General features: G+C 71.5%; 13 protein-coding genes and 3 pseudogenes. 9 read left to right on the top strand and 7 right to left on the bottom strand.

What is annotated here, in order from left to right:
• Window positions 1-138: 138 nt before the first annotated feature.
• Window positions 139-1,224 (top strand): S-(hydroxymethyl)mycothiol dehydrogenase, encoded by a 1,086-nt coding sequence (locus E4198_RS12135; protein ID WP_136183161.1) that lies wholly within the window; start codon window positions 139-141, stop codon window positions 1,222-1,224.
• Complete coding sequence (locus E4198_RS12130) at window positions 1,221-1,844, top strand: MBL fold metallo-hydrolase (RefSeq protein WP_210732813.1); 624 nt, start codon at window positions 1,221-1,223, stop codon at window positions 1,842-1,844. The genes E4198_RS12135 and E4198_RS12130 overlap by 4 nt, the downstream gene beginning before the upstream one ends.
• Window positions 1,845-2,071: 227 nt before the next feature.
• On the opposite strand, the gene E4198_RS12125 is transcribed toward E4198_RS12130, so the two are convergent.
• A complete protein-coding gene (locus E4198_RS12125) occupies window positions 2,072-3,322 on the bottom strand; it encodes a calcium-binding protein (RefSeq protein WP_168711422.1) in 1,251 nt (416 codons plus the stop codon).
• 236 nt (window positions 3,323-3,558) lie between these two features.
• On the opposite strand from E4198_RS12125, the gene E4198_RS12120 reads away from it, so the two are divergent.
• Entirely contained in the window at window positions 3,559-3,945 is a 387-nt protein-coding gene (locus E4198_RS12120) for a hypothetical protein (protein ID WP_247597651.1), read from the top strand.
• A gap of 42 nt (window positions 3,946-3,987) precedes the next feature.
• Here E4198_RS12120 and E4198_RS12115 read toward each other — a convergent pair whose 3' ends face one another.
• Window positions 3,988-4,434, bottom strand: a complete 447-nt coding sequence (locus tag E4198_RS12115; protein WP_136183159.1) for an SRPBCC family protein — start codon at window positions 4,432-4,434, stop codon at window positions 3,988-3,990.
• A gap of 320 nt (window positions 4,435-4,754) precedes the next feature.
• Between E4198_RS12115 and E4198_RS12110 the strand changes: the two genes are divergently transcribed.
• The 3 genes and pseudogenes from E4198_RS12110 to E4198_RS12100 form a co-directional block, all read left to right on the top strand.
• Window positions 4,755-5,156 (top strand): BlaI/MecI/CopY family transcriptional regulator, encoded by a 402-nt coding sequence (locus tag E4198_RS12110; protein WP_247597650.1) that lies wholly within the window; start codon window positions 4,755-4,757, stop codon window positions 5,154-5,156.
• Window positions 5,157-5,161: 5 nt separating this feature from the next.
• On the top strand, window positions 5,162-6,097 hold the full coding sequence (locus E4198_RS12105) for a M56 family metallopeptidase (RefSeq protein WP_136183157.1): 936 nt from the start codon (window positions 5,162-5,164) through the stop codon (window positions 6,095-6,097).
• A 149-nt stretch (window positions 6,098-6,246) separates the two neighbouring features.
• Window positions 6,247-6,324, top strand: a pseudogene (locus E4198_RS12100) (chemical-damaging agent resistance protein C); the annotation flags it as partial.
• A gap of 418 nt (window positions 6,325-6,742) precedes the next feature.
• On the opposite strand, the gene E4198_RS12095 reads toward E4198_RS12100, so the two are convergent.
• The 5 genes and pseudogenes from E4198_RS12095 to E4198_RS12075 all read right to left on the bottom strand — a co-directional run bounded on the left by E4198_RS12095 (window position 6,743) and on the right by E4198_RS12075 (window position 9,790).
• Complete coding sequence (locus E4198_RS12095; RefSeq protein ID WP_136183156.1) at window positions 6,743-7,720, bottom strand: sporulation protein; 978 nt, start codon at window positions 7,718-7,720, stop codon at window positions 6,743-6,745.
• 89 nt (window positions 7,721-7,809) lie between these two features.
• Complete coding sequence (locus E4198_RS12090) at window positions 7,810-8,031, bottom strand: hypothetical protein (protein WP_136183155.1); 222 nt, start codon at window positions 8,029-8,031, stop codon at window positions 7,810-7,812.
• Between the two features lie 385 nt (window positions 8,032-8,416).
• Window positions 8,417-8,741: pseudogene (locus tag E4198_RS12085) on the bottom strand (cation transporter); the annotation flags it as partial.
• 89 nt (window positions 8,742-8,830) lie between these two features.
• A pseudogene (locus E4198_RS12080) lies at window positions 8,831-9,360 on the bottom strand (FAD-dependent oxidoreductase); the annotation flags it as partial.
• Window positions 9,361-9,376: 16 nt separating this feature from the next.
• Window positions 9,377-9,790, bottom strand: coding sequence for an arsenate reductase ArsC (locus tag E4198_RS12075; protein WP_136183154.1), 414 nt, complete (start codon window positions 9,788-9,790; stop codon window positions 9,377-9,379).
• A 93-nt stretch (window positions 9,791-9,883) separates the two neighbouring features.
• Between E4198_RS12075 and E4198_RS12070 the strand changes: the two genes are divergently transcribed.
• From E4198_RS12070 to E4198_RS12060, 3 genes are read left to right on the top strand one after another with little or no spacing between them, the layout of a single operon-like run.
• Window positions 9,884-10,216, top strand: coding sequence for a metalloregulator ArsR/SmtB family transcription factor (locus E4198_RS12070; protein ID WP_136185335.1), 333 nt, complete (start codon window positions 9,884-9,886; stop codon window positions 10,214-10,216).
• 59 nt (window positions 10,217-10,275) lie between these two features.
• Entirely contained in the window at window positions 10,276-11,334 is a 1,059-nt protein-coding gene (arsB, locus tag E4198_RS12065) for an ACR3 family arsenite efflux transporter (RefSeq protein WP_281728007.1), read from the top strand.
• A 4-nt stretch (window positions 11,335-11,338) separates the two neighbouring features.
• Window positions 11,339-12,403, top strand: coding sequence for an ArsO family NAD(P)H-dependent flavin-containing monooxygenase (locus tag E4198_RS12060; RefSeq protein WP_136183152.1), 1,065 nt, complete (start codon window positions 11,339-11,341; stop codon window positions 12,401-12,403).
• The last annotated feature ends 9 nt before the right edge of the window (window positions 12,404-12,412 follow it).

Here is a 12,412-nt window from a genome sequence, read left to right as displayed (position 1 = left end):
CACCTGGCCACCTTCGCCGCTCTCGCCGCCGGCCGCTGAGTAGGCCGTGTGTCTCCCGCGTCGGGAGGGGTGAGTGCGGGGAGGATGGGCACGCGCACCCGTGGGACGACACCAGCGGCGAACGACAGGAGCAGCCGGATGCAACAGGTACGTGCCGTCGTGGCGAGGGAGAAGGACGCACCCCTCACCGTGGAGACGATCACCGTCCCCGACCCCGGCCCCGGCGAGGCCCTGGTACGGGTGCAGGCCTGCGGCGTCTGCCACACCGACCTGCACTACCGGCAGGGCGGCATCAACGACGACTTCCCCTTCCTCCTCGGCCACGAGGCGGCCGGCGTGGTCGAAGCCGTCGGCGACGGCGTCGAGGGCCTCGCACCCGGCGACTTCGTCGTCCTCAACTGGCGGGCGGTGTGCGGGCAGTGCCGCGCCTGCCTGCGCGGACAGCCCTGGTACTGCTTCGCCACCCACAACGCCGCGCAGCCGATGACCCTCGCCGACGGCACACCCCTGAGCCCCGCGCTCGGCATCGGCGCCTTCGCGGAGAAGACCCTCGTGCACGCCGGCCAGTGCACCAAGGTCGACCCCGACGCCTCCCCGGCCGCCGTCGGCCTCCTCGGCTGCGGCGTCATGGCGGGCATCGGCGCCGCCCTCAACACCGGCCGGGTCGGCCGCGGCATGAACGTCGCCGTCATCGGCTGCGGCGGAGTCGGTAGCGCCGCCGTCGCCGGCTCCCGCCTGGCAGGCGCCTCCCGCGTCATCGCCGTCGACGTCGACGACCGCAAACTGGAGTGGGCGAAGGGCCTCGGCGCCACGCACACCGTCAACGGTGCGCAGACCGACCCCGTCGAGGCGATCCGCGAACTCACCGGCGGCTTCGGCGCCGACGTCGTCATCGAGGCCGTCGGCCGCCCCGAGACCTACCGGCAGGCCTTTTACGCCCGCGACCTCGCCGGCACCGTCGTCCTCGTCGGTGTGCCCACCCCCGACATGTCCTTCCCCGACATCCCGCTGCTGGACGTCTTCGGACGCGGCGGCTCGCTCAAGTCCAGCTGGTACGGCGACTGCCTGCCGTCGCGCGACTTCCCGCTGCTGGTCGACCTCTACCGGCAGGGCCGCCTCGACCTCGACGCGTTCGTCTCCGAACGCATCGCCCTGGACGACGTCGAGGCCGCCTTCGACCGCATGCACCGCGGCGACGTCCTCCGCTCGGTGGTGATCCTGTGACCACCCCCTCCGCCTCGCTGCGCGTCGACCACGCCGTCACCTCCGGCACGTTCAGCCTCGACGGCGAGACCCACGACGTCGACAACAACGTGTGGATCGTCGGCGACGACCGCGAGTGCGTCGTCATCGACGCCCCCCACGACACCGACCGCATCCTGCAGGCCGTCGCCGGGCGGCACGTCAAGGCGATCCTGTGCACCCACGCCCACGACGACCACGTCCGCGTCGCACCCCGGCTGCGCGCCGCCACCGGGGCGCCGGTCCTCCTGCACCCCGATGACCGTCCGCTGTGGGAACTCACCCACCCCGACGACCACTGGGACGCCGACCTCGCCGACGGGCAGCGCCTCGACGTCGCCGGCACCGAACTCCTTGTCCTGCACACCCCGGGCCACGCCCCCGGCGCCGTCTGCTTCCACGCCCCCGCCCTGGGCGCCGTCTTCACCGGCGACACCCTCTTCCAGGGCGGCCCCGGCGCCACCGGCCGCTCCTACAGCGACCACGACGTCATCGTCGCCTCCATCCGCGCCCGCCTCCTCACCCTCCCGCCCGACACCACCGTTCACACCGGCCACGGCCCCGACACCACCATCGCCGCCGAGACCGCCGCCCTCGGCTGACACGCCCACCGGGCCGACCGGAGGGCGGACGGCGCCGCTCCTTTCGGACGCGACTGCTGCTGGGCACCGAGACGCCGTTCGGCAACACCGGCCGGTCCAGGCCTCGCCCGGCCTCGTCCCCACCCTGTGGACGGCGTTCGCGGGCCTTCCGCTGCCCGGCTGGGCACAGCGGTCCGCCCGCCGGGCGGGAGCCTGACGGGCGGACCGGAGCGTGGTGCCGGGTGCGCCTACCCTGCGGAGGGGCTGGCGCCGTGCAGGCGGGCGCGATGGGCGGCCTGTGCGGCGCCGACCTCGTCGCTGAGGGTGGCCGCTTCACGCAGCGGGCGCAGCGCGTCCTCGCAGTGGGTGGCGAAGTCCGTCGCCGTGGACGCCGTACGGCCGCAGGCGTCGGTGTCCGCGCCGCCGTCCAGCAGGTTGGCGCCCGGTCCGGCGTCGAGCCGGTCGGCGCCGGCGCCGCCGTACAGGCGGTCCGCGCCGCCTGCCGTCCCGACCGCGCGTACGGCCGTGTTGTCGGCGTTGTCACCGAACAGCGCGTCGTCGCCGCCCCGGCCGAACACCGTGTCGCTGCCCGCGGTCGCCACCGTGCCGTCGCCCACCGCGCTGTCGCCGACCAGCATCATCTCCGCCGCGCTGCCACCGATCAGCATGTCGTCGCCGGAGCCGACGGCGGTACCGTCGGGTGTGAGGTGGTCGCCGATGGCGAACATGCCGCCGTCCTCGCCGAGGTCCACCACATCGTGGCCGCCGTAGCCCGTCGCGGAGCCGACGAAGGCCACGCTGTCGCCGAACGCCGCCCCCGCGGAGCCCGCGCCCTCGCGCAGCACGTCGCTGCCCGCGCCGTACGCGTCGCCGTCCTCCGCGACGGAGTCACCGACCAGGACGTCGTCCCCGGCGTCGCCCTCCAGGGTGTCCGCGCCGCCGCCGCTCGCCTGCATGCCCTTGGCGTCGCCGACCAGGACATCCGGGCCCCGCCCGCCGGAGAGCCGGTCGGCGCCCGCGCCGGTGGCCCGGCCGTGCGGGGCGTACCCGTCGCCGATGACGTCGTCCGGCCCGGGCCCGCCGTAGAGGGTGTCCGCGCCGCCGCCGCTCGCGGCGGCGCCGAGGCTGAGCGAGTCGCCGACGACGGTGTCGGGCCCGGCGCCGCCGTGCACGGTGTCGTTCCCCGGCCCGCCGACGAGCACGTCGATGCCGCCCAGGCCGCAGATGACGTCGTCGCCGCCGAGGCCGTCGATCGTGTCGTGCCCCGGGGTGCCGATGATGACGTCGTCGCCGGGCGTACCGTTCGTGCCGGTCACCGTGGCCGCACGGCCGAAGCACAGCTCCGGCGCTGCCTGCGCGGTGCCGGTACCGGCACCCCCGAACGTCAGCAGGGTCGCCGCGGTCAGCACGCCGGCCGCGAACGCGGCGCGGCGCCTCCCGCCCCTGCGCCCGTCCCGTGCGCGGGACGGCGAACCGGTCCCGAATCCCGTTGCAGCCATCGGCATCGCCCTCACCCTTCGGCGCGCCCGCCCTTCTGGCGGTCGTACGTCGGGCCGAGTCATTGCCGCCCCGCACGCGCGGTTCGCGGCGGGAGGGCCGCCCCCATCCGAACGGCGCACGCCCGTCACACCGATGGCCCGGGGCACGGGCCCGGATCCCCGTCGGGTGCTGCTACGGCATCGGCGTGACGGGGGTGCCGCACGGCCACCCGAGCGGCGGCGGGAGAAAGCGGGACGTGAACGGCACCGTCGCCGTCGCGCTGATCACCTCGGTCTCCACGCTGACCGCCGCCGGGCTGACCGGAGTCGTCTCGGCCGCCCGGCACCGTCCGCTGCCCGGGTGGACACGCCGCCTGGCCTCCGGCGACCGGGCGCTGCTCGGCGGGGTCGCCGACGCGGCACGGCACTTCCACACCCGGCTGATCCTGCCGGACTGGAGCGAGGTCGAGGCCACCGTCGCCGCCGACCGGGAAGGGCATCTGGACGCGCTGGACGGCGGTCTCCCGGCGGTACTGGGCACACTGGAACCGTTCGTGTGGCGGGACTCCGTCCTCACCGCGCCGTATCCGGTGGACCACGACCTGCGCCTCCACGGCCGCGGCCGTCACCTGCTGGGCCGCTGACACCCCCCCCGCCCACCGACGTGCAGGGGGCTCTTCGCGCAGTCAACGGGCCTCCTCAACCGCTGTCTTGATGCGCCGCCCGAAGTCCTCGGCCTCCTTCCGCGCCGCCTTGAGCGCGGGGCCGACGATCAGCCTGCCCACTCCGTGGCCCGTCAGGGTGTTGAACAGCCGCACCCGCGTCCGGCCCTCGCCCAGCGGCTCCAGGTCGTAACCGCCCTCGCCGGTGACGAGGTTCTTCGACGTCTCCGTCCAGCGCATGCTGCGAGGCGCGTCGAACCCGGTGATCCGGAACTCCCGGCGGGTCTTCACCCCGGCGTCCTTCACTGTGCTCCGGAACACCGTCCCGACGCCCGTGGGGCCGTCGGTGGTCTTTTTCATCTCCAGCACCCGGGGACTGAACTTCGGGTCGTTCTCCCCGTCCGCGAGAAACGCGAACACCTCCTCGACCGGCCGGTCGATCTCCGCGACCACATCGAACTGTCCAGCCATCACATCTCCGGTGCACGTAGAGAAGAGTCTGAGGGAACCACTCCCACTCTGCGAAGGCTAGCCGCGAGCACCGACAGAGCAGCGTGACGACGTACGCACGTTGCCCGCCCCATTCGCCGTTCACCGTTCCATCGGGAGCGCATCCCGTGCGGGGCCGCTTCAGTCGGATGACTTTGTGACGGGCCGTGGAGCTCGGTCTCCCTCGGGCGAAGCGAGGCTCGACCCCTGTCATCTCGACCTGCCCGAGTCCCGGGAGAGCGGTCTCGTAGCTGCTCCCTACCATGGGATTGCACAAGGTGAGGTCGGCAGGAGGTGGGTGTGTGGAATCCCAGGAGCCCGATGGGGCGGCTGCACATGCACGGCGCCGCGGTCAGGGTGAGCTGGAGGGACTTGTGCTGTCGGCGTTGGCGCAGGCTCCGGGTCCGGTGACGGCAGGCTGGCTGCGGGAGCGGCTCGCCCTCGATCTGGCCTACACAACGATCATGACGATCCTTACCCGCCTCCATGCCAAAGGCGCGGTCTCCCGGGAGCGAGAGGGCCGGGCGTTCGCCTGGCGCGCGCTTTCGGACGAAGCGGGGTTGGCCGCACTGAGAATGCGGCGCGTCCTGGATGGCGAGACGGACCGTGGCGCGGTGCTTGCCCGTTTCGTGACCGGGCTGTCCGAAGGCGACGAGTCGGTCTTGCGGGAGTTGCTGTATGGCAGCGAGGGGCGGGGAGAGTAGGCGGCGTGGGCGTCTTCGTCTTTCTGCCTCTGGTACTGCCCCTGACTGCTGTGCCGATCGCGCGGCTGGCCGGGCAGCATCTGCATCCACGTGCTGCTGCTCGTCTGCTGACTGCTGTGGGAGCTTTGCTGGGGCTGTGCAGCACGCTGTGTCTCGGGCTGCTGATGGTCGTGGGAACGGCTCAATTGCCGGGCAACCCGCTGCCGGACGGGTGGTCGGACCCGGACGTCCGGGAGGCGGTGCCCCATGAGGAGTACTTCGGTGAGGTGTCCATCGTGGCTCTCGTCGTGGTGCTCGCAGGCTGGGCGGTGACGCTTTGCCGGCATTGCTCGGCACGTGTGCGGGCGCACCGTGCGCTGGCGGGTCTGCCGGTTGGGGAGTTGGCGGTGCTGCCGGACGATGCCGCTTACGCCTATGCCCTGCCGGGCCGCTGCGGTACGGGGCGGATCGTGGTGTCGACGGCGCTCCTTGAGCAGTTGGATTCCGACGAACGACACGTGGTGCTGGCGCATGAGCGGGCGCACCTCCGGCAGGCGCATCACCGGCTCTCGTTGCTCGGGCAGTTGGCGGCGCGGGCGAATCCGCTGTTGCTCCCGCTGCGGGACGAGATCGCCTATCACACCGAGCGGTGGGCGGACGAGGAAGCGGCAGGAGAGGTGGGCAGCCGCCGGGTCGTGGCGCGTGCCGTGGCGCGTGCGGCGCTCCTCGCAGGCCGTGCCTCCGTGCCCGGCCTGGCGCAGCTTGCGGCACCGGGGCCGGTGCCGCGTCGCGTTGCCGCGCTGCTGGCCCCGTCACCGCCTGTGCGTAGCTGGCCTCCGGCGGGGACCGCCGCAGGGGTCGCGGCGTGGATGGCGGCGGCCGGGAGTGTCGCCTCCGTTGTGTCGGCGGTCTTCGCGGCGACGGCACTCGCGATGATCCTGCACGCCGCTACGGTGCTGTAGTCCGCACCTGCGCGTCCACGGCCTCGCCGCGAGCCGTCAGAGTCGAGTGCCGAGCCGAGTGCCTGCTGCGGTGACGTCGAGTGGACTTCGGGCTGCGGTGATGTCGCCGATTTCTACAGTACTGTGGATCTTCTTGAGTGCGGCTGATGTGGAAGTTCCGGGCGGTCGGTCAGGGGTACGTCAGCGGTCTGGCGGGGATCGCCTCCGACTTCGGTGTCAACGTCTGACCCCGCCCGAGAACCCGGCCCCCCGCACGCCGGGCACCCTTCACGCCTTCGCTCAGCGCCTGGTGCCCGGCCCTCCCTCGACCGGGGGTCGCCCTCACCGTGACCCGTACGGCGGTGGACCTTGCACCCGCCGTACACGCCGTGTTCTGCCGCGCGGTCCCAATGGGCACCGGTCGGCAACCGGCTTGGTGCATCTGCACCGTTGGTGAGAACCACAGTCCCCGGTCGGAGCCCGGGTCCGGCCGTACGCGTCGTCGTCATCCTGCTTCTCTTCGGAGCGAAGAAGTGCCGTCGGGGCCTGCGACGGCTACCGTCCGAGGGGTTGGGGGAGCGGCGCTTGCCGGCGTGACCACGATCTGAGGCTGAGGAGTCCTGGCGTGCGGGGGCGGCACGGAGGGCCGGGGCCCGCACGGAGGGCTCAGTCTTCGTCGCCCTCCTCCTCATCCCCTTCGAAGAAGTCGCCGACCTCGTCGACGACTTCTGCCGCGACCAGGCCGCCGGCCACCCCGACCGCGCCGGCGGCGACGGCGGTGCCCATGCCCGGCCCGTGATGACCGCCGTGGTGATGGTGGTCGCCATGGTGGCTCGCGCCACCGGAAAGAGGGTTGCCGTGGGCGCCGGTTCCGTGGTGGTCGAGCATCTGGCGGATCCAGGAGTCGACCTCGGTGTTCCAGTCGCGCTGAGGAACGGTGTCGTGATCCACGACGTACCGGTTGACCACGTCGTGGCCGCTGGAGAAGAACCCCGCCGGCTTGTCGGCCTCCAGAACCACTTCCACGCCCCCGGGGCCGCTCAGGAACGTCACCTCCAGCTCATGCAAGGCGTGGGCGTACTGAGGAGCGGAGGTGAGCTCGATCTCCTGGTAGAACGGCAGTTGCTGGCCAGTACCGTTGATGTGTCCGCATTCCAGGTCGGCGGACTTGAATCCGAATCCGAGCTGTCCGAGGGCTTCGAGGACCGCTTCCTGCGCCGGTAGCGGCCGCACGGTGAGGGGATCCAGGTCGCTCGAGTCCCGTGCGCCGTCCACGGCAAGCTCCGTGCGCACGCCGAGCGCGATCCCCAGCGATTGCCCGTGCAGCTCGGTGACCGGCGCCTCCCACGGCAGCGTCACACTGAACGGGATGCTGCGCAGCTCGCCCTTGGACAGGCGGAAGCCGCCGGCGACGGTGAAGCGCTCGAAGGCCAGTACGCCTTCGGTCTCGCCGTCCTCGTGTTCAGCCTCGACTCGTGCGACGAGTTCGAGGGTGACGTGGTCGATGTCGAACTCCGTGTCGCCGCCCCTGAGGTGTACCTGGCCGCTCAGAGTCCCGCCGGGCAGCGCGGGATCCGGGTCGATGACCGTGTCCACCGTGGGCCCGCCGATGCCGAGCGAGCCGAGCAGCTTCTTGAACACCATGGTGGCGTCCACTCCATTCGTCGAAACGAGCGCGGTGCCGCAGGGCCCCGCGAAGGGCGCGGCACCGCGCGGTCATGTCGCTGTGCGGTTTACTTGCCGGCGGTGCCGAGCTCGGTCAGGGCCTGCGCCCACCGGACATACTTCAGGCGTGCGAGATCGGAAACCGTGATGACACCGAAGGCTTCCTTGAGCAGTTCCCCGTCACGGTCGGACACCCCTTTCAGGGCAGAGACCGGTGCACCGAGGACCTCTGTCAGGTCCTTGTCCGCCCACGCCTTGTCCAGCACCTTGCCGAGATCGATCGCAGTCACCAACGCACCCTTTCGCACTGACGCCCGTAGAGCTCGCTCCACGGGCGCGGCTTCCTGTTCCGGCCCGGGGCTCCAGAGACCCCGGATGTATCTACATGTGTGTAGAAGTTTACTGTCGGACGGCTCACCGGAAAGCCGCCTGGCCGGCACGTGAAGCAGAAAGGCCGAAAACCGCTCACGGCACCGGCCGGGGCCCCACCCGGGCCCCACATGTCTGAGGTGGTGCTGGGACTGCGCTGCGCACGGACGCCTTCCGGCTGGCGCTGGGGCAACTCATAGTGGGGTGAGCACCATGAGGACTTCGTCGCGGCGGATGTTCAGCCAGCCGACGAGTTCGCCGTTTCGCGTGGCGGTGAGCAGACGGCTGGCTTCCGGAGCCAGTGTTCGCGCGGCCGTAGCCGTAGGCGTAGCGGCGGTTGGCCGCCCGCCGCCCGAGGACGAACGCGATGCCCAACGGCACGGCTGTCAGTGCGTCGGCGGCGTTGTGGATCGTGTCCCCGAGCGGGGCCACGGAACCGGACAGGGCGACGATGACGGCCTGGACCACGGTGGTCGCGCCGAGAACGGCGAGCAAGATCCACAGCATGCGCATCCCCTCCCTCGATCGAGGTTTCCATCGCCGCGTCGGCCTTGTCGCCCGCCTCGTGACGGTGAGGGGTCACGAGATGCGCGAGCCGGTGCCTCAACCGCCCGACACGCGAACCTTCCAAGCCGTGCTCATGCCCCGGGCCGTGGCCCCGACCGTTCCGCTGGCCGTCGTGGTGGTGGTCATGGCCTTGGTGGTGCTCTTCGACCTCTATGACGGTCCACGGTGGCACAGGGACTCGCTTGCGGCTACAGCCGTCGTACCCCCTGTGACCAGGTGCGACCCAGTTGCGAATACGGGTAGGACGACGGCGGTGTCCTGGTCGCGGAAGAAGAATCCGTCGCAGGTGGCGCAGTAGGAGACGCCCCGGCCGGACAGCTCGTCCTCCCCGGGGAGGCCCAGCTTGCGGGTGCGGGGACCCGGTGGCCACGATCACGGTGCGGGCGCGGTGGACGGTGCCGACGGAGTCGGTGACGGGCTTGACCTCACCGGAGAGGTCCACGGCCGTGACGTCGTCCGGGGTCAGCTCGGCGCCGAAGCGCTCGGACTGGGCGCGCATCTGGTCCATCAGGTCCGGGCCCACATGATCCCCTCGCGGAAACCCGGGTAGTTCTCCACCTCGGTCGTGTTCATGAGGGCGCCGCCGGCGGTGACGGAGCCCTCGAAGACCAGCGGGTCCAGCGACGCGCGGGCGGTGCAGAGCGCTGCGGCGTAGCCCGCAGGCCCGAGCCGATGATGATCACATGACGACGGCGCCGGTCATTTCACGGCCTCCGGGGCGATCTCGACGATGAGCTCTTCGACGCGGGCCTTGATCTCGTCGCGAATCGGGCGCACGGCCTCGACGCCCTGGCCCGCGGGGTCGTCGAGCTTCCAGTCGAGGTAGCGCTTGCCGGGGAAGACGGGGCACGCGTCGCCGCAGCCCATCGTGATGCACACGTCCGACGCCTGGACGGCGTCGACGGTGAGCAGCTTCGGGGTCCGGGCGGTGATGTCGATCCCGACTTCGCGCATCGCCTCGACGGCCGCGGGGTTGACCTGGTCGGCCGGGGCGGAGCCGGCGGAGCGGACCTCGACCCGGTCGCCGGCCAAGTGAGTGAGCCAGGCGGCGGCCATCTGGGAACGGCCCGCGTTGTGGACGCAGACGAACAGGACGGAGGGCTTTTCGGGCATGAGGGGGAGTCTCTCTCGACGGGCTGCAAGCCGCACGCTGAGATCAGCAGCGACTGGCGTCAGTGATGGCTGGTGTGAGAATATCAGTCCATGATGACGTCAGCCAAAGCTGAGCTGAGCCCGCCTGGGGCCGACCTGATCCGGGTGCTCGCGGACCCTCTCCGGCTCCGTGTCGTGCAGCTGCTCGCCCACGAGACGCTGTGCACCACGCATCTGGTCGAGGAGACCGGTGCGCGGCAGACGAACCTCTCCAACCACCTGCGGGTGCTGCGTGAGGCCGGGGTGGTGGAGACCGAGCCGTGCGGTCGCTTCACCTACTACAAGCTCAGGCCCGACGTGATCGACGCGCTGGCCGCCTCGCTCGGTGAGCTGGCCGAGACCGCCCGTGCCACCCTTGCCACCGATACGAAGAGGTCGTGCCCGTGACTAGCACCGACTCCGCACCCACCACCACGCCTTCGCCGCCGGACTCCGGCGGCGAAGGCGTGGTCGGCAAGCTCTCCACGCTCGACCGGTTCCTGGCGGTGTGGATCCTCGCCGCGATGGCCGTGGGCCTCGGTCTCGGGCGGCTGATCCCCGGGCTGAACGACGTGCTGTCGAAGGTGGAGGTCGGCGGCATCTCGTTGCCCATCGCCCTCGGCCTACTGATCATGATGTACCCGGTGCTCGCCAAGGTCCGCTACGACAAGCTCGACGCCGTCACCGGTGATCGCAGGCTGATGGCCTCCTCACTGGTCGTCAACTGGGTCCTGGGCCCAGCCGTGATGTTCGCCCTGGCCTGGATCTTCCTGCCGGACCTGCCCGAGTACCGCACCGGCCTGATCATCGTCGGCCTCGCCCGCTGCATCGCCATGGTGATCATCTGGAACGACCTCGCCTGCGGTCACCGTGAGGCAGCCGCCGTCCTCGTTGCGCTCAACTCCGTCTTCCAGGTCCTCGCCTTCGGCCTGCTCGGCTGGTTCTACCTCGAACTCCTCCCCGGCTGGCTGGGCCTCGGCGACGGCCAGGACCTCGACATCTCGATGTGGCAGATCGCGCTCAACGTCGCCATCTTCCTCGGCATCCCGCTCCTGGCCGGCTACCTCACCCGCCGCCTCGGCGAGAACAAGATGGGCCGGGAGGCGTACGAAACCCGATTCCTGCCGCGTATCGGCCCGTTCGCGCTGTACGGGCTGCTGTTCACGATCGTGATCCTCTTCGCGCTGCAGGGCGGCACCATCACCTCGCGGCCGCTTGACGTCGCCCGCATCGCGCTGCCGCTGCTGGTGTACTTCGCGTTGATGTGGTTCGGTGCCTTCGCCCTCGGCAAGTCCCTCGGCATGGCCTACGACCGCACCGCGACCCTCGCGTTCACGGCGGCGGGCAACAACTTCGAACTGGCCATCGCCGTCGCCATCGCCACGTTCGGCGTCACCTCCGGCCAGGCGCTCTCCGGCGTCGTCGGCCCCCTGATCGAGGTCCCGGTGCTCGTCGCTCTCGTCTACGTCTCCCTCGCCTGGCGACGCACATTCTCCGAGGCGACGCCGGCTACCGCCAACCGGTGACGGCGTGACGCAGTACGCGGATGTGGTGGTGGTCGGCGGCGGCCAGGCAGGACTCGCCGCCGGCTACCACCTGCGCCGCCAGAGGCTGGACTTCGTCGTCCTCGATGCGCAACCGGCCCCGGGCGGTGCCTGGCAGCACGCCTGGGACTCCCTGCGCCTGTTCAGCCCAGCTGCCTACTCCTCGCTGCCCGGTCGCCTGATGCCCGCCCAGCCCGGCGAGCCCTACCCCGACGCCGGGCACGTGGTGGAGTACCTCGCCGACTACGAAAAGCGCTACGAACTCCCCATCCAGCACGGCGCCCGCGTACACGCCGTACGCCGGGACGGTCCGCGGCTGCGGATCGAGAGCGACGCCGGCGACTGGCGCGCCCGCGCGGTCATCAGCACGACAGGCACCTGGTCGCGTCCCTTCCTCCCGGCCGTCCCGGGCGCCGCCGCCTTCCGCGGGCGCCAGTTGCACACCACCCGCTACCGCAGCCCCAACGACTTCGCAGGCCAGCACGTTCTCGTGGTCGGCGGTGGCAACTCCGGCGCACAGATCGCCGCCGACCTCGCCGCCCACGACGACATCGAACTCACCTGGGCCACACGCCGGCCACCCCGCTACCTCGCCGACGACATCGACGGCCGCGTCCTCTTCGACGTCGCCACCGCCCGCCGCCGCGCCCTGGACCAGGGTGATACGGACACCGGCGGAGTCGCCTCGCTCGGCGACATCGTCGCCGTACCGCCCGTACGGCGGGCCCGCGACCGCGGACTGCTCCCCGCACGAAGGATGTTCAGCCGCCTCACCGAGCAGGGACCCCAGTGGTCCGACGGCTCCCGCGCCCCTGCCGACACGATCATCTGGTGCACCGGCTTCCGCCCTGCGCTCGCCCACCTCGCCCCGCTCGGCGTGCGCGGACCGCGAGGCCACATCACCACCGAGGGCACCCGCTCGATGGCCGAACCACGCCTGCACCTGCTGGGCTACGGCGACTGGACCGGTCCCGCCTCCGCCACTCTCATCGGCGTCGGCCGCCCCGCCCGCGACGCGGCGCACCAGATCGCCGACGAGCTGCACCGCTGACGCCGGGCC

The sequence above is a fragment of the Streptomyces sp. RKND-216 genome, from assembly GCF_004795255.1.
GTDB lineage: Bacteria > Actinomycetota > Actinomycetes > Streptomycetales > Streptomycetaceae > Streptomyces > Streptomyces hazeniae.
The sequence above is the reverse complement of the archived record's forward strand: the minus strand, read 5'-3'. Positions and strand labels throughout refer to the sequence as shown.

Excerpts from the sequence above, each read along its gene's own strand:
- E4198_RS12075 (WP_136183154.1), bottom strand. The coding sequence starts at position 9,790 with ATGCCCGAAAAGCCCTCCGTCCTGTTCGTCTGCGTCCACAACGCGGGC.
- E4198_RS12125 (WP_168711422.1), bottom strand. The coding sequence starts at position 3,322 with ATGGCTGCAACGGGATTCGGGACCGGTTCGCCGTCCCGCGCACGGGAC.
- E4198_RS12135 (WP_136183161.1), top strand. The coding sequence starts at position 139 with ATGCAACAGGTACGTGCCGTCGTGGCGAGGGAGAAGGACGCACCCCTC.
- E4198_RS12095 (WP_136183156.1), bottom strand. The coding sequence starts at position 7,720 with ATGGTGTTCAAGAAGCTGCTCGGCTCGCTCGGCATCGGCGGGCCCACG.
- E4198_RS12115 (WP_136183159.1), bottom strand. The coding sequence starts at position 4,434 with ATGGCTGGACAGTTCGATGTGGTCGCGGAGATCGACCGGCCGGTCGAG.
- E4198_RS12070 (WP_136185335.1), top strand. The coding sequence starts at position 9,884 with ATGACGTCAGCCAAAGCTGAGCTGAGCCCGCCTGGGGCCGACCTGATC.